Annotated in this window: 18 protein-coding genes; 10 read left to right on the forward strand and 8 right to left on the reverse strand. The window is 34.2% G+C overall.

Going from position 1 to position 20780, the window contains the following annotated elements; translation table 11 throughout:
• Positions 1-129 precede the first annotated feature (129 nt).
• A complete protein-coding gene (locus EYY60_RS02095) occupies positions 130-528 on the forward strand; it encodes a hypothetical protein (protein ID WP_132987750.1) in 399 nt (132 codons plus the stop codon).
• Between the two features lie 24 nt (positions 529-552).
• A complete protein-coding gene (locus EYY60_RS02100) occupies positions 553-1041 on the forward strand; it encodes a DinB family protein (RefSeq protein ID WP_132987751.1) in 489 nt (162 codons plus the stop codon).
• A 19-nt stretch (positions 1042-1060) separates the two neighbouring features.
• Here the strand turns inward: EYY60_RS02100 and EYY60_RS02105 are convergent, their stop codons facing one another.
• The 3 genes from EYY60_RS02105 to EYY60_RS02115 form a co-directional block, all read right to left on the reverse strand.
• A complete protein-coding gene (locus tag EYY60_RS02105) occupies positions 1061-1714 on the reverse strand; it encodes a metal-dependent transcriptional regulator (protein ID WP_132987752.1) in 654 nt (217 codons plus the stop codon).
• A 102-nt stretch (positions 1715-1816) separates the two neighbouring features.
• Positions 1817-3685, reverse strand: a complete 1869-nt coding sequence (locus EYY60_RS02110; protein ID WP_132987753.1) for an Nramp family divalent metal transporter — start codon at positions 3683-3685, stop codon at positions 1817-1819.
• A 74-nt stretch (positions 3686-3759) separates the two neighbouring features.
• The gene (locus EYY60_RS02115) at positions 3760-4152 is read right to left on the reverse strand and encodes a Fur family transcriptional regulator (RefSeq protein WP_132987754.1); all 393 of its coding nucleotides are present in this window, start codon (positions 4150-4152) and stop codon (positions 3760-3762) included.
• Between the two features lie 93 nt (positions 4153-4245).
• Here EYY60_RS02115 and EYY60_RS02120 point away from each other — a divergent pair, with 93 nt between their 5' ends.
• From EYY60_RS02120 to EYY60_RS02140, 5 genes are all read left to right on the forward strand, one after another.
• Positions 4246-4599 (forward strand): MerC domain-containing protein, encoded by a 354-nt coding sequence (locus EYY60_RS02120; protein WP_132987755.1) that lies wholly within the window; start codon positions 4246-4248, stop codon positions 4597-4599.
• An 11-nt stretch (positions 4600-4610) separates the two neighbouring features.
• Positions 4611-5516 carry an NAD(P)/FAD-dependent oxidoreductase gene (locus EYY60_RS02125; protein WP_132987756.1) on the forward strand — a complete coding sequence of 302 codons (906 nt, stop codon included), beginning with the start codon at positions 4611-4613 and terminating at the stop codon, positions 5514-5516.
• A 298-nt stretch (positions 5517-5814) separates the two neighbouring features.
• Positions 5815-8067 (forward strand): TonB-dependent receptor, encoded by a 2253-nt coding sequence (locus EYY60_RS02130; RefSeq protein ID WP_132987757.1) that lies wholly within the window; start codon positions 5815-5817, stop codon positions 8065-8067.
• Positions 8068-8228: 161 nt separating this feature from the next.
• Positions 8229-8693, forward strand: a complete 465-nt coding sequence (locus tag EYY60_RS02135; RefSeq protein WP_132987758.1) for a thioredoxin family protein — start codon at positions 8229-8231, stop codon at positions 8691-8693.
• Between the two features lie 330 nt (positions 8694-9023).
• Positions 9024-10220 (forward strand): glycosyltransferase, encoded by a 1197-nt coding sequence (locus EYY60_RS02140; protein ID WP_132987759.1) that lies wholly within the window; start codon positions 9024-9026, stop codon positions 10218-10220.
• Here EYY60_RS02140 and EYY60_RS02145 read toward each other — a convergent pair.
• The 3 genes from EYY60_RS02145 to EYY60_RS02155 are packed head-to-tail and all read right to left on the reverse strand — an operon-like array spanning position 10201 to position 13325.
• Positions 10201-11352, reverse strand: a complete 1152-nt coding sequence (locus EYY60_RS02145) for a glycosyltransferase (protein WP_132987760.1) — start codon at positions 11350-11352, stop codon at positions 10201-10203. The genes EYY60_RS02140 and EYY60_RS02145 overlap by 20 nt on opposite strands.
• A 48-nt stretch (positions 11353-11400) precedes the next feature.
• Positions 11401-12471, reverse strand: coding sequence for a glycosyltransferase family 4 protein (locus EYY60_RS02150; RefSeq protein ID WP_132987761.1), 1071 nt, complete (start codon positions 12469-12471; stop codon positions 11401-11403).
• Positions 12472-12500: 29 nt separating this feature from the next.
• A complete protein-coding gene (locus tag EYY60_RS02155) occupies positions 12501-13325 on the reverse strand; it encodes a DUF6492 family protein (RefSeq protein ID WP_132987762.1) in 825 nt (274 codons plus the stop codon).
• Between the two features lie 141 nt (positions 13326-13466).
• Between EYY60_RS02155 and EYY60_RS02160 the strand changes: the two genes are divergently transcribed.
• The 3 genes from EYY60_RS02160 (at position 13467) to EYY60_RS02170 (ending at position 16074) form a co-directional block, all read left to right on the forward strand.
• The gene (locus EYY60_RS02160; protein WP_132987763.1) at positions 13467-14648 is read left to right on the forward strand and encodes a lycopene cyclase family protein; all 1182 of its coding nucleotides are present in this window, start codon (positions 13467-13469) and stop codon (positions 14646-14648) included.
• A 17-nt stretch (positions 14649-14665) separates the two neighbouring features.
• A complete protein-coding gene (locus EYY60_RS02165; protein WP_132987764.1) occupies positions 14666-15463 on the forward strand; it encodes a tetratricopeptide repeat protein in 798 nt (265 codons plus the stop codon).
• A 200-nt stretch (positions 15464-15663) separates the two neighbouring features.
• Positions 15664-16074: a BrxA/BrxB family bacilliredoxin gene (locus EYY60_RS02170; protein WP_132987765.1), complete on the forward strand. Its 411-nt coding sequence runs from the start codon at positions 15664-15666 to the stop codon at positions 16072-16074.
• Positions 16075-16238: 164 nt separating this feature from the next.
• Here the strand turns inward: EYY60_RS02170 and EYY60_RS02175 are convergent, their stop codons facing one another.
• The gene (locus tag EYY60_RS02175) at positions 16239-17606 is read right to left on the reverse strand and encodes an efflux transporter outer membrane subunit (protein ID WP_132987766.1); all 1368 of its coding nucleotides are present in this window, start codon (positions 17604-17606) and stop codon (positions 16239-16241) included.
• The gene (locus tag EYY60_RS02180; RefSeq protein WP_132987767.1) at positions 17599-20772 is read right to left on the reverse strand and encodes an efflux RND transporter permease subunit; all 3174 of its coding nucleotides are present in this window, start codon (positions 20770-20772) and stop codon (positions 17599-17601) included. Before EYY60_RS02180 ends, EYY60_RS02175 begins: the two co-directional genes overlap by 8 nt.
• Positions 20773-20780 lie beyond the last annotated feature (8 nt).

Genomic DNA, 20780 nt, shown 5'->3' on the forward strand with positions numbered 1-20780 from the left:
CAAAGTTTTATATTTCCTAGCGTTCTTTGCGAAAAAACTTTGCGACCTTTACGGTTAAATAACAATATAGAGATTAGCAAGGAAAAACTTAGAACCTCAGCATCTCGGAACCTTAGCACCTTTAAAAAAATGTACGAACCAATATTTGCCCTTTTTTGTGAACGAGTTAAAGAAAGCATCCAAAGCGGAACTTTCGCTAAACTTACTTTGGCCAAAACGATGGGCGATACAGAACTTAAAAACGTGTATTTCCGATTGGTTCTCAATGAAGATAATACATTCTCAATTTCGTTGACTTTTCGATACAAAACAGAAGAAATCGAAAGCATTCATACTTTAGATGAAGCTTTGTTGATTTTGGGTTCACACATTAAAAAACCATTCTTAACAGCACTTTTGTTTACAACAAATGACGATGTTACTTTCAAAGTAAATAAAAAGAACGTGGGAAGTATTATAGAGCAACCACCGACTTTTAAAAATGCTTCGCCAGTTATGTTGGAAATGATTGAGAAAGGGATTGTTTAGATCTATAATTTTTAAATTTAAATAATGGAAGAATTAAGGGGAATATTATGGAGACAATTTGGAGCTGTAATAGACATGCTCGAGAGTTCAATCTTAATGTGCCCTGAGAGTTTTTGGGATAAAAAAGATTTTTGGTATTCTGTTTATCACACCATTTTTTGGATTGATTATTATTCATCTGTAAAACCAGACGAATTTTTTCCGCCACAACCATTTTCTTTATCTGAGTTTGATCCAGAAGGAATTTTACCTGAAAGGCTTTATTCAAAACAAGAATTGCTTGAATATCTTGAGCATTCTCGTAAAAAGGTTTTCTTTTTAATCGAAGGATTAAATGAAGAAACTTCAAATGAAAGGTTCATCACAAAGAATAAGAATTATAACAGAATTGAAATGATTTTATATAACATGAGGCATGTTCAGCATCATGTTGGTCAGTTAAATTTATTGTTGAGACAAAATGTTGATATAGCAGGAAAATGGGTTTCTCAAACAGATAAAAAATATTGGTAAAAAATTGTCATTTTATGCTTTAAACCAGTTTCACAAACAAATTAGAAGCAATTTTATTCGAAATAGACAATTCGGCACCGTTGACTTTAATTTTTACCGATAAATCGAAAGATTCTTTAGAAAGGAATTCAATTTTAGAACCCAAAGCAATTCCTTGTTTGTCGAGATATTTCAAAAACTCTGACGAAGTATCTTTTACACCAACACAAACACCAGTTTGATTTTCTTCTAATTCAGATAAAAGCTGTTTTTCAATCTTAATAATTCGGCCGTTAGCATCTGGAATTGGATCGCCATGCGGATCTTCCGTAGGATTTCCAAGAAAATCATCCAAACGGTTAATCAATTGCTCCGATTTGATGTGCTCTAATTGTTCTGCAATATCGTGAACTTCATCCCAGCTGAAGTTTAGTTTCTCCACTAAAAACACTTCCCAAAGGCGATGTTTTCTCACAATCATTTTCGCGGCCAACTTTCCATTTTCAGTCAAAGAAACGCCTTGATATTTTTTATAATTTACTAAATCTTTTTCTGCCAGTTTTTTAAGCATATCTGTGACCGAGGAAGCTTTCGTTTCCATGATTTCAGCAATAGCATTGGTGCTCACTTCAGTTTCCAAAGCAGCAGTTAGGTGATAGATCGATTTTAGGTAATTTTCTTCTGAAAAGGTCATTTTTTTAAGCTTCTAAGTTTCTAAGATGCTGAGGTTCTAAGTTTTCTTTTCTGGCTTTTAATAAAAACCTTAGAATCTTAGTAGCTTAGCATCTTAGTACCTTTATTTAACAATCAACAAAGGTATTGAAATTTTATGTCTCAATTTGTCTACCGTTGTTCCGAAAAGGATATCTTTTAGTCCGGTGTGGCCGTGGGTTCCCATTACCAGAATGTCAAAATTGCCTTCGTTAATGATTTTTGGAATTACTTTGTTTGGTTTTCCGAAACCGAGTTCTGTTTTAATTTTGAAGCCTTTTTCGGACAGCATTTCTTTATATTTCAGTAATAATTTCTCGTCAATCGTAGTTTCATGATCGTGAACGTGAACTCCGTACATTAATGCCCCGACGGTTTCTACAATGTGAATGAGTGTATATTCAGTGTCAATACCGCCCAATTCAAAGGCTTTGTTTAATGCTGCTTCATCGGCTTTTGAGAAATCGACAGAAACCGCTATGTTTTTGATACTCTGGCTTTCTCTTGGTGTGAATTTAAGTTTTAGATGATGTGGTGAATGATTTATGGCTTTAGATTTGGCTTTTGCAATAAAAGGCTTGAAAACGATATACAGCAATAATCCAGCAAATGCAAAAGCAAGAGGAACCACAGTAAGCCAAAGCACAGTTGGGTTGTTTGAGCTTTCAAGCCACGAAGTGATTTCGTCGTAAACTAATTTTGCATTTAATGAAACAATGATTGAAGCAATAATCCATGAAACAATTTGAGTGGTTTTAGAAATATGAAAACCATTCATTTTCGATTTATCGCTCACAAAATGAATTAGCGGAATAATAGCAAATCCCAATTGAAGACTCAGAATAACTTGGCTTAAAATCAATAATTTGCCCGTTACACTTTCGCCATAAATATAAATTACAATTAATGCCGGAACAATTGCAATTAAACGAGTTATGATTCGGCGAACCCATGGTTGAATGCGTAAATGCAAATAACCTTCCATAACAATTTGTCCTGCAAGAGTTCCTGTTACGGTCGAGCTTTGTCCTGCAGCGATTAACGCAACGGCAAATAAAATGGGCGCCCACTTTGTGCCTAACAAAGGCTCGAGAAATTGATGCGCGTCTTGTATTTCTGCAACTTCAAACATTCCGTTTTTATGGAAAGTTGCTGCCGCAAGGATTAAAATGGCTGCATTTACAAAGAAAGCCAGATTAAGTGCGATTGTAGAATCGATCAAATTGTATTTTAAAGCCTGTTTGATTCCGGCTGGTGTTCTGTCGAATTTTCTGGTTTGCACCAAAGAGGAATGCAGATAAAGATTATGAGGCATTACCGTCGCACCTATAATTCCGATGGCAATGTATAAGGCAGCAGAGTTTGGAATAGAAGGAACAAGTCCGCCGATGATTTTATGAATTTCAGGTTCAGCAAAAATCATCTCAAAAATAAAAGAAAACCCAATTATCGCAACTAAAGCGATAATAAACGCTTCCATTTTGCGAATTCCTTTATTGATCAAAAACAAAAGAAGAAAAGTGTCGAGAACGGTAATTAAAACACCTTCAAGCAATGGAATTCCGAATAAAAGATTGATTCCAATAGCCATTCCAAGTACTTCTGCCAAATCACAGGCAGCAATGGCAATTTCTGCTAAAAAGTATAAAATATAGTTGATGTATTTTGAATAGGTTTCGCGAGAAGCTTGTGCGAGGTCGCGTTGTGTGACAATTCCGAGGCGGGCGCTTAAACTCTGTAAAAGCAAAGCCATCAAATTACTCATCAACAAAACCCAAACTAAAGTATAGCCAAACTGACTTCCGCCAGCGATATCTGTTGCCCAGTTTCCCGGATCCATATATCCAACGCTTACTAAATAGGCCGGACCTAAAAATGCTAATATTTTCCTGAACCCTGTTTTTTTATGCTCTGTAGCAACCGATTGGTTTACTTCTTCTAAAGATTTGGTCATTTTAAAAATGTTGTTTAAACAAATATATATAAAAATTATATTCGCTGAACAATATTTTTAGGCAAGTCTAAAACTTAAATGTTAGAATTTAAACAATTTGGGCACAATCCAGATAATGTAAAATTGATTTCTTTTACTTTGTAATTATGAGGCATGATGTAACTCGGTTTTACGTTTTCGAGACACGTAATTTCATGACAGTTTTCACAGCTAAAATGAGCATGATTGTGTATGTGAACTCGTTGGTTAGAATGATTGCATTTTGCATATTTTACTGTTCCGTCAAGGTTCGAAATTTTGTGTACAATATCGTCGTTTACTAAACGGTCAAGGATTCTATAAATAGTGACGCGATCGCAAATGTTGTTCAATTGTTTTTGAATTTCGGTGTGCGATAGTGCGGTTCTGGATTTTTCAAAAACCTCTAAAACGGCCGTCTTTGCTGTGGTGTTACGTGTAGTTTTCATTTTTTAAAATATAAAATTTAATCGCAACAATGTTGCGATTAATAAAATTGTAATATATTTGCAACTAAATTGCATTAAGCAAATCTACAAAATATGAAGAAAACAACAACATTTTTTTACGATATTTTAGGAATTTCAAGCGCGACATTTTGCCTCGTTCATTGTTTGATTTTTCCTGTTCTGACAATCCTTCCTTTAGGGCTAATTCATAACCCAATAATCGATTTGATTTTTGCTTCTTTCGGTTTATTTGCAATAATCAAAATTATGAAAAAATCGTCGCTTTTAGTGTCGACAATTTTGGTTGTTTCAATGAGTTTAATTTGGATCAGTATTTTGAGTGAAATAGTTTTTGAAATACATCTCGATCTAATTTACTTTGGAGGAATCGGAATGATCATTGGGCATTTGCTGAATTACTATTTGCATAAAAAACAAAATCATTAAAAATTGTCATTATGAAGCAGAAGAATTTTGATGTCATTATCATTGGTGGAAGCTACAGCGGACTTTCAGCCGCTATGAGTTTAGGACGTTCGCTTCGTCAGGTTTTGGTTATTGACAGCGGTTTGCCTTGCAACAGACAAACACCATATTCACATAATTTTATAACACAAGACGGTGAAAAGCCTGCTGTTATTTCGGCGAAAGCCAAATTACAAATTGATCTTTATAAAACCGTTCATTTTTATAAGGGACTTGCGGTAAAAGCAATCAAGAAAGAAAATGAATTTGAGGTTTCAACCGAATCCGGCGAAGTTTTCAATTCCAGAAAAATCTTGTTCGCAAGTGGCGTAAAAGATTTGTTTCCAGAAATAAAAGGTTTTGCAGATTGTTGGGGAATTTCGGTTTTGCATTGTCCGTATTGTCATGGTTATGAAGTGAAAAATGAAAAAACAGCGATTATTGCCAATGGCGAAATGGCTTTTGAATACGCAAAACTAATCTCAAACTGGACAAAAGATTTGCAATTATGTACAAATGGAAAATCAACTTTGACTTTGGAACAAACTCAGATTCTGAAGAAAAAAGATATTCAAATTTTTGAAGATGAAATAGACTCGTTTGAACACAATGACGGATATGTTTCAAATATTATTTTCAGAAATAAAGAAAAAATAGAAGTGAAGGCGATTTATAGCAAGCCACCATTTGAACAACATTGCGCGTTGCCAGCGTATTTAGGCTGTGACATAAACGAACAAGGTTTGTTAAAAGTTGATGCAATGCAAAAAACAAATATCCCAGGAATTTATGCGAGTGGGGATTGCACAACGCAAATGCGATCTGTTGCTATTGCGGTTTCTACAGGTTCTTTCGCCGGAGCTGTAATTAATAAAGAACTTATTGATGAAGATTTTTAGCAATGCGCTGAAAATCTCTCGCAAAGTCGCTAAGTCGCAAAGAGAAATTAAACCATGTAAGTCATATAAGATAATTTAAGCGTGGCTTGAAATGAACTTATATGACTTATATGGTTTAGAAAAAAAACTTCGCGTCTCTGCGTCTTTGCGAGATAAAAAACAGAAACTTATTTAATTTTTCTTCAAAGGCAGAACAAAAATCTAACACATTGAATCCAATCCGTTTAAAATTATTGTAATCAGAAACAATATTTGTCAAATTTAATTTTTAGTTTTGTCTAAATTTAATTTTATAATAATGAAATATTTATTTTTGACAATATTAATAATTTCTGCTACGCGCCTTTATTCGCAAAATATCTCGGGAAAAATTGACGGATTAATTCTTGATGGACAAGAAATTAATATCAGTCTATTAAACACAAACTTTAAAACGCAAACCGATTCAGTTGGATTTTATAAATTAGAAAATGTTCCAAAAGGCATTTATAAAATAGTTGTCAAATCAGTTGGATTTAAAACGATAAATCAGAAAATTTCGGTTTTAGAAAATCAAAACTTAATTCTTGATTTTGAATTAACGGAAGATCAAAATGAACTTAATGAAGTTGTAGTTTCAGGAACTTTAAAACCTGTAAAAAGATTAGAAAGTGCTGTTCCGGTTGAGGTTTATTCGCCTGTTTTCTTCAAAAAAAATCCAACGCCAAGCATTTATGATGCTTTGCAAAACATAAACGGTGTTCGTCCGCAGTTGAATTGTGGTGTTTGTAATACGGGCGATATACATATAAACGGATTGGAAGGCCCATATACATTGGTGATGATCGACGGAATGCCAATTGTGAGTAGTCTTTCGACGGTTTATGGTTTATCTGGAATTCCGAATTCTTTGGTGGAAAGAATTGAAATCGTAAAAGGTCCTGCTTCGTCTCTTTACGGAAGTGAAGCTGTTGGAGGTTTGATCAACATTATTACTAAGAACACAACAAATGCGCCGACTTTTTCTGCAGATTATTTTACGACAACATATTTTGAAAACAATCTTGATTTGGGAGTAAAATTCAATATTGGAAGAAAAGCGACTTCTCTTCTCGGAATTAATTATTTCAATTACAATCAAGTTATTGATAAAGACAAAGACAATTTTACGGATGTGACGCTTTCTGATCGAATTTCAGTTTTTAATAAATGGAGTTTTCTGCGAAATAATAATCGGCTTTTTACGGTTGCGGTACGCGGAATGTATGAAGACCGCTGGGGCGGAGATGTGCGTTGGGAGAAGAAATTCCGCGGAGGCGATGAAATTTACGGCGAAAGTATTTATACCAAAAGAGCCGAATTAATAGGAAGTTATCAATTGCCATTTGAAGAAAAACTAATGCTTTCGTTCTCTGGAAATGTGCATTATCAAGACAGCCGTTATGGAACGACTTCGTACATCGCGAATCAGAAAATTGGTTTTCTGCAATTGACTTGGGATAAAAAAATAGGACGAAATGATTTATTGGCCGGAATCGCAAGTCGATATTCGTATTATGACGATAATACAACGGCAACCAAAGAAGCTGAAAGCACTTGGCTTCCGGGGATTTTTGTTCAGGACGAAATAACATTTTCTCCAAAAAGCCAAGTTTTGCTAGGAATGCGTTATGACTATAATTCGATTCACGGTTCTATTTTTACGCCAAGATTTGCGTATCGATTCAAAGCCAATGAAAACACGATTTTCAGATTAAATGCCGGAACTGGGTTTCGAGTTGTGAATTTATTTACCGAAGATCACGCCGCGTTGACTGGTTCAAGAGATGTTGTAATTGCAAACGATTTGAAACCTGAGAAATCGGTAAATGTGAATTTAAATTACATTCAGAAAATCAACTTTGGCAACGGAACGTTTATGGGCATCGAAACAACGGCTTTTTATACTCGTTTTAGCAATAAAATCATTTCTGATTATGAAAGTGACCCAAACAAAATTATTTACGATAATATCGACGGATATGCGTTGAGTCAGGGAATCAGTACGAATGTTGATCTTAATTTTCCATCGGGCTTAAAATTTATTGTTGGGGCAACGGTTTTGGACAATAAAAATGTGCAAAACGGAATTTCTGAAAGACCTTTTTTAACGGAGAATTTTACTGCGACCTGGAGCGTTTCATATAAAATTCAGCCATGGAATTTAGTGCTTGATTATACCGGAAATGTTTACAGTCCGATGAAATTGCCTTTGTTGAGCGAAACAGATCCGCGAAGTCCAAATTCGCCTTGGTATAGCATTCAGAATATTCAGTTTACCTTTACCGGCTGGAAGAATTTTGAGCTTTATGGTGGTATCAAAAATTTGCTGAATTTTACGCCAATGCAAAATAATCCGTTTTTGATTTCGAGAACAAATGATCCTTTTGATAAAAATGTGCAATATGATTCGGCCGGAAAAGTTTTGGTAACGCCTGATAATCCTTATGGTTTGACTTTTGATACGACTTATGTTTATGGACAAAATCAAACAATTCGAGGATTTTTAGGATTGCGATATACTTTGCGATAAATGAAATAATGCATTCATAATTAAACTGGACTGAAGTCCAACTCTACAACATAAATCGAGCCTCTGGCTCTTTAAGTTCCAACGGAACGAACTATTTTGTAGAGCTGGACTTCAGTCCAGTTTACTTCAAACAAAGAAAAATTGACAAAAAACAAATCAAAATGAAAAAGCTATTTCTATTAATCTTCATCTTTGGGATTTCGGCGACAGGTTTCTGTCAGCTGAAAAGCAATTCTTTTGAGGAAATTGATAGCTTGCAGCAGATTCAAAAACGAAAAATAATTGTTTTTATTCATACCGATTGGTGTCAGTTTTGCCAAAGAATGAAAGCGACAACATTCAAAAACAAAGAAATCATCGAAAAACTTAATTCAGAATTTTATTTCATTGATTTTAATGCCGAGGAAAAACGAGATATTACTTTTCATAATCAAACTTTCAAATACAAGCCTTCCGGAAATAATATTGGTGTTCACGAATTGGCTTTACAGCTTGGCACAATTAATAATCAAATTGTTTATCCGGTTTTATGCGTTTTGAATGAAAAAAATGAAATTATACTGCAATACAACAACTATCTGAGTCCGAAGGATTTTAAAATTCTTTTGGAAGAACTTCTTAAATAAAACTTTCGGTAGAAATGCTTGTTCTCTTTTAAGCATTCGTAAATAAAGTTTTTAACATAATCTATTGACAGACAATTCTTTTTAAAATTTATTTGTAAATTAGTGGAAAGCTGTATAAAATCAAACAGTATTGATAATCAGCTGAATAAGTTCTAATTGTTATTGATTTTATATTTTTTCATGTTTTTCGGATAATAAAAAAATTACAAAATGAGTTTTTATTTATAATGGGTTTTGATTTTTACAATCGACATTAACATAATTGCCTAATTAAAGCTTAAGCTGTTTTAAATTTTCAAGCAGTTTTTTAGCAATATACACGGGAAAAATATGGGGATATTTAAAAATATTAAGCGCTTCTGCAAAAGAAAAGAAGTCATTAAAAGCCAAGACGATCAATCTATACCAAATTACGATACTTACAATTCATCAAATAAAACGATTGTTTTTTTTAGTATTTATATGTTGACACCCGAACATGATTCAGGCTCCAACCGACTAAAAGAAATCATTTTGTTTTTTAAGAAGAAAGGATACAACTGCGTAATTTGTTCAAAAAACACTTTTAGAATGAACAATTATGTGAGTTATTTTAGTGATTTGGGCGTTATTGTATATGTTGAAAATAATCAGTTTAATACTTATTTTGATTTTATAAAAACGATTCCAAAAGTTGATTTTGTTTGGTTTTTTGGTGCAAGAAGCTTGGGTTGTAATTTGAGCAAAGTTTCTCAGATACTTCCAAACGCCATCTCAATTTTTGACATGATTGATATTCACTTTTTACGCTATAAAAGAGGAATAAATATTGATCCCAAACGAATTTCTCTCCGAAAAAACTATATGAAATTTTTATACATCGAGACAAAACTAGCTCGAAATGTAGATTTTATAGTCACGATTTCTGATATTGAAAAAGAGATTATGTCAAAATATGTAGAACCTCATAAATTGATTACAATTTCTAATATTCATTATAAAAAAATCAATAAAGAAGAAGCGCTTCCTTTTGAAAAGCGTAAAGACATTCTTTTTATTGGCTCTCAGCATGAACCAAATATTGATGCTGTCAATTATTTGTATCATGAAATAATGCCAATTGTGTGGCGATATGACAATTCGATAAAAGTAAACATCATTGGGAATGTCAATGAAAAGATTAAAAATATCGATGATTCAAGATTTATTTTTCATGGCTACATTTCAGATGTAAAACCGCTTTTTACCAAAAACAAATTAATGGTCGCGCCACTGCGTTACGGAGCTGGAATAAAAGGCAAAATAGGCCAGGCTTTTGAATATTATTTGCCAGTTGTAACATCGTCGATTGGTGCTGAAGGAATGAATTTGGTTAATGAAAAAAATGCTTTGATTTATGATGCCGAAAAGGAGTTTGCGTCTGCAATAATTGATTTATATTTTGATAAAGCAACTTGGTTGGAATTACAGCAAAATTCTGAAGAAAGCCTTGAGCCATATTCAATTAAAGCATTAGAATCGGTATTCATTACATTTGATTCTTTGTAATGTCGAATGCTTTGTCTAGAGCATAATAGTTTGCCTCTAGGCTATGATGATTGTTAAAAAATGCTGTCGCTTCTGCACTAATAGTGTTGTAGAAGTTCTCATCATTTAATAGTTTATCAATATAAGCTGCAAATTCTTTTGGATCGTTTGAAACTAAGCAACCATTATTGGATTTATTCAGCAAACCGTCTAATCCTCTTTCGTTGCAAACCACCGGAATTCCAAAAGATAATGCTTCGATCACTTTTATTTTGATTCCGGTTCCGCTTAACATTGGGCAAATCGCTATTTTGCTTTGCGCGTAAACCGTATTTAAATCTTCGACAAAACTGATTTTTTCAACATTGCTAAATTCACCAATTTGTTTGTTGATTTTTCCAATCACAGCAATTTTTACAGATTTTGACAACAAAGGATAAACGTTGTTGAAAAACCAATTGGCGCCATTGATATTGTGGTCGTTATCGCTTGCAACATAAATTAAATCGTATTTAAGATCTATTTTAGAATTCATTTTTGATGGCAAAGCGTGAGTTGCCAACGCAATTTCTTTATCGATAAATTGAGAGAAAAGATATTTTTCTTCCTGCGAAATAACCAAAATTTTATCGAAACGGTTTAAGATTTCTATTTCCTTTTGAAAAAATCTGCCTAACTGAAATTTCTTTTGCTTCTGAAATTGCGAAGTCAAGAAATCGTGCGTGTCAATCATCAATTTGGCATTTTTAATGTTTGGACTGTTTTTGACCAATTTTGACCAGTAGATATATGAAATCAAGACAATATCGTAGTCATTTGCTTTTAAAACCGCATTAAAAGCTTCATAATGCCCTATACGAGTTCTGTCAAATAAGCTAATATTTCTGGTGATTTTGTTAGGAAGCGATTTATAGAAGAAATACTTTAATTTGTTTTTCTTCCGAATAAAAATGGGAAGTAAATGCCCATTTGAAATTAGTTTTTCTTCCTTCAATTTATTTATTTCTTTTTCTGTGAATATTTCTGTGGCAACACCTACGAAGTCTACTTCTATATTTTTATTTTTAAAATATTCTAGCAATGCTAAGGCTCTAGCATTATTTCCTTGTGTTTTAAGTAACGGATTTTCGGGATAGAAATATAAAACTTTCATAGATAAAATGACTTTTTGTGAAATAATATAAACTAGGAATAAGGTATTTTAGGGAAACTGTTTGTCCATTTGTTCAAAATACGATTCAATGCTGAATTTTTTCATTGCAGCTTCATGAATTTCTTCGGGTTTGAATTTTCGTGCATCTTCCATACAATGATCGAAAAAATTAAAAATGGTTTCATCAATTTTTTTCGGAAGCAAATAACAGCCAGGTTGATTGCCTGCGACTAATTTTGGCAGAACACCAACGGCATTTCCGGCAATTGGTCTGCCACAGGCAAGCGCTTCGATCGTTACCATTCCAAAACTTTCTGAGTAAGAAGGATAAAAAACAATAGCTGCTTTCGAATAAGCTAATTCATTAATGTTGTCAATTGTTAGTCCAACTAAAAGCGTTGTTTTTTGGAAATCTTTAAAAAGTTCGGTGTTAAACGAATTATTTGACGCAATAAGCAGTTTCCAATCTTGCTGTATTTCGACAAGTTTTGCTAATTCTTGTAATTCTGCGATGCCCTTGCCGTACTCTAATCTTCCAATGTAAACAATTGTCTTAAAATCTGAATCTTGTTTTTTTATTGGATAGAAATTAGCCTTATCAATGCAATTCGGAACAATGTTTATTTTGTCGCCATTTATTCCGTAATATTTTATAAGATCTTGTTTTACATTCGATTCTACTGCAATTATTTTCTTGGCATTTTTGCAGGCAAGCATTTGAAGTTTTGCAATTCGGCTGAACTTATTGGCTTCTTTTTTGCCATAATCGAGTTCCATTTTATGAAAACAGCCGTGGCAAATAACTAAATCTGTTGGATAATATGCTGTGGGTTCGCCATTGCTAATTACAATCGTATTTTGGTGATTATGCAACCAAAGAAAAGCAGTGGCAAATCTTGCGATATATTTTGCTCTTCGTTTTTCGAAATGTCTTTTGTTGAATAATTTCCAATATAACTTTCCGACAAAAGTGTTTTTTAAGCGATCTTCATCAATTATTTCAGTCAAAATTTTTCGGCTTTTTAGATATTCATCCAAATAATGAACCATGCGTTCTGCACCGCCGGCATTAGATTTTCCGTTTAGAAATACCAAATAAACTTTGCTTGCTTTTATCATCTGAAGTTTTTCTGTAAATGCGTTTTCTTTTATTTAAAAAATTGATACCACTTTTTTTTCTCTCTTTTCCAATTGCTTTGATGAATAACGCCCAGATAAATTTTGCTTAATTGCTGCAGACTTAGCTGGTTTTTCTCGATTTTATATTGTTCCTTGTAATGATAAACTTTGAAAAGACTCCCAATAGGAAGTATGTCGATTAATCTGGTTTTTAGAAGATATTCTCCATAAATCGTATAATCGCATGGCGAATAGCTTTTTTTGTCTATTTCTGTAAAAAATTCATCAAAGTTTTGATTTCTTTCTTTTAGGAAAACGTCATTAAAATGTTGCCAAACTTTGCAATTCCAGATATAGGGATTAGGGCCATAATCCCATTCTTTTCCTTTATTGCCAAAAAACGGGCGAGTATCTCGCAATGCTCTTTTGAAAAACAGATTTTCAGAATCCATTTTGACTCTTTCAGTGATCTCCAATAAATCTTTAGATTCCTGCATAACCGTATATGGTGTATTTTCATCATACATAAAATCAGAAACATAAAAATCTCTTATAAACTCCGAATCAGAATCAATGGAAAGGTAATTTTCGCAGATATTGAGTCTGTAAAAATTGCATTTTATGATTTGCTGATAGCGCCAACCATTGGTAATTGTAGTTGTTATAATTTCGGAATCGCGATAAACTTTATATTTTTTAAAACAATCTGCTCTTAAAAGATCATAATGATCGTCATTTACCGAAATAACGACCGGAATGTTGTCTTTGTTAAATTTATCAATCGAATCTAAAAGCTTATAAACTGTTTTAAAATCAGGCTCATATGTCTTGATGTAAAGGATTAATTTATGCATGGCAACGAAGTTTTGTTTTTAAAATACTAAAGATAGAATTAAATCAGATTTTAAACAAACGGGATATGAAATAAGAAATACTTTGCGGTTTTAAGATTTTTTTTTGAAAAAAGGAACGAATAAAATTCCTTATTTTTGAGAATGAATTCTTCACAAATCAAACATTTCGATTACATTTTTACTGGCGCCGGATTGGCCTCTTTGATGACTGCTTATAAAATGGTTTTATCTGGCAAATTCTCAGATAAATCAATTTTACTACTCGATAAAGATTCAAAGAAAACAAATGATAGAACTTGGTGTTTTTGGGAGAAAGAAGAATCGATTTGGAATTCGATTATCTCTAAAAAATGGGATTCGGCTCTGTTTGCTAGTGAAAATTTCAAACGTGATTTAGATCTTAAACCGTATTCATATAATAAAATCAGTGGGTTAGATTTTTATGATTTCGTTTTTGAGACGATTTCAAATCAGCCGAATATTACTTTTTTGAATGAAAAAGTAACTGATATCAATGAACTCGAAACGCATGTTTTTGTTGGAACAGAAGAAAACAGATACACTTCTAGTTATCTTTTCAATAGTATTTATACTAAGGCTTTCGCCGAAAGTCAAACGAAATATCCGGTTTTGCAACAGCACTTTTTGGGTTGGTTTGTAAAGACAGAAAAAGAAGTTTTCAATTCTGAAAAAGCAACTTTCATGGATTTTTCGGTTGAACAGAAAGGAAATACGAGATTTATGTATGTTTTGCCAATTTCTAAAACCGAAGCTTTAGTAGAATATACGCTCTTTTCTGAAAAACTTCTCTCAAAAGAAGAATACGAAGATGAAATTCAAATCTATTTGAAAAAACTCGGCGTAAGCCAATATCAAATTCTTGAAAAAGAGCAGGGAAGTATTCCAATGACTTGTTATCCTTTTTGGAAAAAAAATACCAAAAGAGTTTTAAATATTGGAACTGCCGGCGGTTGGACAAAAGCAAGCACGGGTTATACTTTTAAAATCTCGGATAAAAAATCTTCGCAATTGGTTGAATTTATTATTGATAAAAGAGCTTTGACTCCGCTGAGCATGACAGCGTTTTATAAGAAGAATAGATTTTGGTTTTATGATTTACTGCTTTTAGATATTCTTCATCAAAATAATGAATTGGGATGCTCTATTTTTTCGTCCTTATTCAAAAAAGGAAATCCAGCTTTGATTTTTAAATTTTTGGATGAAGAAACTTCTTTAATTGAAGATTTTAAAGTAATCTTGAAATGTCCTAAAATTCCATTTATAAAATCGTTATTTAGGGTGATTTTCTTTCGAAATAAATAAACATAAAAACCACAATTTTGAAAAACACTATTCTTGGATTTAGTTTCCTTTTTACTTTTTTGTCATTTGGGCAAGTTTCTACTAATAAGGCACAAGACGCGATTATCGCCACATATTTGACGAATTGTGCTGAACAACATAATTATATTATTGAAATGACCGAATGGCAAGATTGTTTAGACCAAGGTTTGAAAAAAGACAGTACGGTTGCTTATTTGTGGCAACAGAAAGCGATGCCGTATTTTAAATGTAAAAAGTACGAAATTGGAATGCCTTATTTAGATAAAGCGGTGCTATATGACAAAAAAGAATGGTTGCCGTATCGTGGTTTTATGAAATGTATATTTTCTAAAAACTATAAGGAATCCATCGTCGACTTGGAAGAATCTATCAAGCTTTATGGTAATAATTATAGAATGGATCATACCTATAGTTTTTATATCGCACTTTGTTATTTACAACTTAATGAATATGAAAAAGCGGAAAAGCTTTTGGATGATTATGTCGCTGATATTTATAAAAACAGACAACAATTAGAACATCCAACGGCTTATTTTTATCAGGGAATTGCTAAATACGAGCTTAAAAAATGGGATGAAGCAATTGCTATTTTTGATAAAGCTCTAAAAATATATCCTGAATTTTCAGATGCAAAGTTTTATAAGGCAGTGTGTTGGCTAAAACAAGGAAAGACTAAAGAGGAAGTAATGGCTTTAATAAAAATTGCAAGAGAAGATGCTGCAAAAGGTTTTTCTATTAATGAGGACAATGCTTTTTATGAGACATATCCTTATCAAATGAAGTTTGGTAAATAATGTTGAGAAATAGATTTTTTGTTGGATTTCAATCCATAAAAAACAGCTTTTTTAAGATTTGGTTTGACTTTCGACTTTATGACTTTCCAACTTTAGACTAAATCGATCGAACTATAACAAAACTTTATACTTGAAATTAAGGAGTTGCGAGTAAACTTTGTAACTTTGCAACTCAAAAGTTAATTTTAAAAAACAAGAATATGTATCCACTAGACATGGTAAGACCAATGGAAGCTGAATTGACTTCTGCAGGTTTTCAAGATTTACATAGTGCTGAAGCTGTTGAGAATGCTATCAAAGCTGAAGGTACCACTTTAGTAGTTGTTAACTCTGTTTGCGGTTGTGCTGCAAGAAATGCACGTCCGGGAGCAAAAATGAGTTTAGATAATGCTAAAAAACCAGATCACCTTATTACAGTTTTCGCTGGTGTTGACAAAGAAGCGGTTGATGCAGCAAGACAACACATGTTTCCTTTTCCTCCATCATCGCCATCTATGGCTTTGTTCAAAAACGGAGAATTGGTTCACATGTTAGAGCGTCACCACATTGAAGGACGTCCAGCTGAAATGATCGCTGAGAATTTGCAAGATGCGTTTAACGAGTTTTGTTAATTTTTAAAGATGCTAAGACTCTAAGTTACTGAGATTCTAAGATTTTTTTTAAGAAGCAAAGATTTACAGTACAAAGATTAAAAACAAAAAGCACTATGAAAATAGTGCTTTTTGTTTTTTATAAGTTTAAACTTAGAAACTTAGAATCTCAGCAACTTAGCATCTTAGAGATTCCATCCCCCTCCAAGTGCTTTGTACAATTCAACCATTGAGCTTAACTGTCTTTCTGATAATTGTGCCAAGCTTAATTGGGCATTGAACAAGTTCGTTTCCACATCTAAAACCTCTAAGTACGAAACATAGCCACTGTCATATCTTTCGCGAGAGAGATTAAAGTTTATCAAAGCTGCTTTAACTTGTCTGTCGCGAGCTTTCCATTCTTCTTTATAGGTTCTAATGTTTTGAATGGATTGTTCTACTTCAGAAACGGCGCCGATGTACGTTTTTTGATAAATGAATTTGAATTGTTCTGCTTGTTGTCTGTTGATTTCAACTCTTCTTTTGTTTTTTCCAAAGGCAAAAATTGGTCCAGCAATTCCTGCTGATGCATTTTGCGAATAGGAACTTCCAAGAAATAAGTTGCTTAAATCGGCACTTGCAAATCCGGCTATTGCGGCTAAATTCAATGATGGAAAACGCATTGCTTGCGCTACACCAATTCTTTCATTTGCGGCTTTGTATCTTAATTCGGCAGCTTTCACATCTGGTCTGTTTTCTAGCAAAGCCGATGGAAGAGAAAGCGGAATTTCACTCACAATCTGCAATTCGGTATTGCTTTTTCCTCTTGGAATTTCAGTTGGAAGCTGGCCAGTAAGCAGTGCAATGGTATTTTCCTGATAAGTGATTTGTCTTTGAATATTTGGAATTGCAGCCTCGGCAATTGCAACTTGTTGTTCAATTTGCACTTTATCCACTTCAGAAATATAACCATTTTGAAATCTTTGATTAATAATTTCATAGTATTTTTCTCGAGTAGAAAGTGTTGATTTAGTAATTTCCAGCTGTTCGTCTAGGTTTCGCATTTGGAAGTATGCATAAGCAATATTGCTGACAATATCTGAAAGTACTACTTTACGGGCTTCTTCGGTAGCCAAGAGCTCGGCTTGTACAGCATTATTTTCATGACGATATTTTCCCCAAAAATCAAGTTCCCAAGACATACTTGCTCCTGCGTTTGAAGGAGTGAAGTTTTTCTCGTTGCTGTTTATTGTAGCTCCATATTGAAAAGTCGGAAACAAATCGGCTTTGGCATAACCTAATTGTGCACGAAGCTGATCAATTCTTGAAACGGCAATTTTTAGGTCGTAGTTATTTTCTAATCCCTTTTTGATAAGATCTTTTAAAACATCATCATTAAATAAATCAAACCATTTTAGATTGGTAACATTTGCCAGACTGTCCAGATTCTTTTCCATTCTATAAGAATCTGACTTTTGTTGTTCTGGTTTGCTATATTTTGGCCCCACCATACAGCCGATAGGAATTAGTATGAGGAGAAATATAACAACGATTATTTTATGTCTCTTAATCATGATCTGCAGTATTTGATTCCACATTATTTCCTTCAGATACGATTGTTTCATCTTTCTTTTTTCCGATGTTTTCAATCATTACAAATAGACCTGGTACAATTAATACACCTAATACTGTTGCGATTAACATACCGCTGAATACCGCCATTCCCATTACGATACGGGCTTGAGAGCCCGCGCCAGTGGCAGTCAATAATGGAACAACCCCAAGGATGAATGCAAATGCCGTCATCAAAATCGGTCGGAAACGAAGTTTTGCCGCAACCATCGCCGATTCGTAAAGCGGTTTTCCTTTTTCGTATTCTTCTTTGGCAAACTCTACAATCAGAATGGCATTTTTGGCGACCAATCCAATTAATAATACGAGTCCGATCTGAGCAAATACATTGTTGACGTAAGCATCACTTCCAAATCTTGCAAGCATCAGTCCTAAAAATGCGCCAAAAACGGCAAAAGGAGCTCCAAGCAATACACTGAAAGGAAGTTTCCAGCTTTCATATTGCGCAGCAAGAATCAAGAATACAAACACCAATGCCATGATAAAAACTGAACCTCCTCCAGGCGAATGTTTTTCCTGATAAGATAAGTTGATGTAATCAAAACTCATATCGGCAGGCAAAGTTTGTTTAGCGACTTCTTCAAGTGCGGTCAAAGCTTGTGCACTACTATAACCGTCATTCGGACTTCCTCCAATCTCTGCAGATCGGAATAAATTTAAACGATTGGTAAAGTCGGGGCCCGTAACTTTTGTTGCGGTAACCAATGTTGAAACAGGCAACATGTCTCCGGCATTATTTTTTACATAAATCAAATTTAAATCTTCAGGCCTCACACGATCAGTCGCTTCACCTTGCAGATAAACTTTGTATTGACGACCAAAACGGTTGAAGTCATTTACATAGCTTCCTCCTAAAAAAGCTCCTAAAGCTTCTGTAACTTTAGAAACAGGAATGCCTAATTTCATGGCTTTGTCATTGTCAATATCTAATTTAACCTGTGGTGTGCCAGCATTAAAAGTGGTGTAAATTCGTTTAATTTCAGGACGTTGTTGCGCCGCTGCGATAAACGCTTGGGTTTGTTCGGCTAAATATTGTGGCGTGTTTCCGCCTCTGTCTTGCAACATCAAACTGAAACCTGCCGAAGCACCTAAACCTTGAATTGCTGGTGGTCCAAATGAAAAACAGGTTGCCGTGGTAATTTGAGTGGCAAGTTTTATGTTTAACCTGTCGACAAATTGTTTGGCAGTTTCTGCTCTGTCTTCCCAAGGCTTTAACGAGATGAAAATAAACGCGTTGTTTGGCTGATACGAGTTAGTAAGCATACTAAATCCGTTTATCGTTGTATATGACAGAATAGATTTTTCTTCTTTAAGGAAACTATCTACTTTTTTCGAAATTTCATCTGTACGCTGTAATGACGATGCAGGAGGCAATGCAATATTTACTAAAACATAACCTTGATCTTCTTCAGGAATAAATCCTAACGGAATTTTCTTTCCTAAAAAGACAATGGCAACTAATATTACGGCAAGCAATAAAACGATACGCATTGCTTTTTTGGCAAAAAATGTAGCTCCGCTGATATATTTTCCAGTTACTTTTTCGAAAATTCTGTTGAATCCGGCGAAAAATTTTGCCAACCATCCAGTCTGTTCTTCAATTGGTTTGGTTGGTTTTAATAGCATAGCACAAAGGGCGGGACTCAGCGATAATGCGCTAAATGCCGAGAACGCGACCGAGACGGCAATGGTTATGGCAAATTGCTGATAAAAACGGCCTGTAATTCCTGGAGTCATTGCAACAGGAATAAATACGGCACATAAAATCAAAGCAATTGCGATTACTGGTCCAGATACTTCGCGCATCGCTTGAACTGTCGCTTCTTTCGGAGTTTTTCCGTGTTCGATATGATGAATAACGGCCTCAACAACCACAATAGCGTCATCCACCACAATTCCGATTGCCAATACTAATCCTAAAAGAGAAAGTGTATTGATGGAAAATCCTAGCATTGGGAAAACCGCGATGGTTCCAATAAGAGAAACGGGAACTGTAATTAATGGAATTAAAGTAGCACGCCAGTTTTGAAGAAAAATGAAAACTACTAAAATTACCAATATAATGGCTTCAAAAAGCGTATGTACAATGTCATCTACACCAGCAGTGATTGCCAAAGTTGTATCTAAAGATTCTTGATATTCAATATCTTTTGGGAACTTTTCAGATAACAACTTCATGGTGCTTTTAGCATTTTCTGCAACTTCAAGTGCGTTACTTCCCGGCATTTGGTACAATGCTACAACGGCACTTGGCGAACTGTTTCGTCGTGCAGTAGAACTGTAATTTTCTGTGCCTAATTCTATTCGGGCAATATCAGCCAATAAAACCTGAGCTCCATCTTGTTTGCTTCGAACTACAATTTTTCCAAATTCATTTTCAGTCACTAATCGATCTTGGAGTGTTACACCATAAGTGAATTCAGTATTTGGCGGAGCAGGCTCTGCTCCAAATTTTCCTCCTGGGCTGATCATATTCTGAGCATTAAGCGCATTTTTGACATCTTCTACAGTAACGCCAAGTTTGCTCATCATATCAGCTTTAAGCCAAATTCTCATCGAATAATCACTTCCTCCAAAAAGGGTAACTTCTCCAACTCCTTTGATACGAGCCAATTGATCCACAATATTAATGCTAGCATAGTTATTCAAAAACTTAGCATCGTATTTTGGATTGGTTGATGTAACTGTGAAAAGCATCATTGGAAACGACAATGATTTTTTTACTACCACACCTTGTTGTTTTACGCTCGATGGCATAAAAGGAGCCGATTGGTTTTGTCTGTTTTGGGTAAGCATATTGGCGTTATCCAAATTGGTTCCCACATCAAAAGTTACCTCAATTGTACAGGCGCCATCAGAAGTATTGATGGATTTCATGTACAACATATTTTCAACACCATTTACTTTTTGCTCAATAGGAGTAGCAACGGCTTGCTCAACATTCAGCGCGTTTGCTCCAGTAAAAGATGTAGTAATTTTTACAACAGGAGGATTGATATCCGGATATTGCGAAATAGGCGTTTTTTGTAATGCCAGTAACCCAAGTATTACAATAATAATACTGATTACAATAGCGACGATAGGTCTTCGAACGAAAAATTCTCCCATAATACTAT

The sequence above is a fragment of the Flavobacterium zhairuonense genome (genome assembly GCF_004352915.1).
Lineage (GTDB): Bacteria > Bacteroidota > Bacteroidia > Flavobacteriales > Flavobacteriaceae > Flavobacterium > Flavobacterium zhairuonense.

Coding starts and splice junctions, on each gene's coding strand:
- EYY60_RS02095 (WP_132987750.1), top strand. CDS start 130: ATGTACGAACCAATATTTGCCCTTTTTTGTGAACGAGTTAAAGAAAGC.
- EYY60_RS02100 (WP_132987751.1), top strand. CDS start 553: ATGGAAGAATTAAGGGGAATATTATGGAGACAATTTGGAGCTGTAATA.
- EYY60_RS02105 (WP_132987752.1), bottom strand. CDS start 1,714: ATGACCTTTTCAGAAGAAAATTACCTAAAATCGATCTATCACCTAACT.
- EYY60_RS02110 (WP_132987753.1), bottom strand. CDS start 3,685: ATGACCAAATCTTTAGAAGAAGTAAACCAATCGGTTGCTACAGAGCAT.
- EYY60_RS02115 (WP_132987754.1), bottom strand. CDS start 4,152: ATGAAAACTACACGTAACACCACAGCAAAGACGGCCGTTTTAGAGGTT.
- EYY60_RS02120 (WP_132987755.1), top strand. CDS start 4,246: ATGAAGAAAACAACAACATTTTTTTACGATATTTTAGGAATTTCAAGC.
- EYY60_RS02125 (WP_132987756.1), top strand. CDS start 4,611: ATGAAGCAGAAGAATTTTGATGTCATTATCATTGGTGGAAGCTACAGC.
- EYY60_RS02130 (WP_132987757.1), top strand. CDS start 5,815: ATGAAATATTTATTTTTGACAATATTAATAATTTCTGCTACGCGCCTT.
- EYY60_RS02135 (WP_132987758.1), top strand. CDS start 8,229: ATGAAAAAGCTATTTCTATTAATCTTCATCTTTGGGATTTCGGCGACA.
- EYY60_RS02140 (WP_132987759.1), top strand. CDS start 9,024: ATGGGGATATTTAAAAATATTAAGCGCTTCTGCAAAAGAAAAGAAGTC.
- EYY60_RS02145 (WP_132987760.1), bottom strand. CDS start 11,352: ATGAAAGTTTTATATTTCTATCCCGAAAATCCGTTACTTAAAACACAA.
- EYY60_RS02150 (WP_132987761.1), bottom strand. CDS start 12,471: ATGATAAAAGCAAGCAAAGTTTATTTGGTATTTCTAAACGGAAAATCT.
- EYY60_RS02155 (WP_132987762.1), bottom strand. CDS start 13,325: ATGCATAAATTAATCCTTTACATCAAGACATATGAGCCTGATTTTAAA.
- EYY60_RS02160 (WP_132987763.1), top strand. CDS start 13,467: ATGAATTCTTCACAAATCAAACATTTCGATTACATTTTTACTGGCGCC.
- EYY60_RS02170 (WP_132987765.1), top strand. CDS start 15,664: ATGTATCCACTAGACATGGTAAGACCAATGGAAGCTGAATTGACTTCT.
- EYY60_RS02175 (WP_132987766.1), bottom strand. CDS start 17,606: ATGATTAAGAGACATAAAATAATCGTTGTTATATTTCTCCTCATACTA.
- EYY60_RS02180 (WP_132987767.1), bottom strand. CDS start 20,772: ATGGGAGAATTTTTCGTTCGAAGACCTATCGTCGCTATTGTAATCAGT.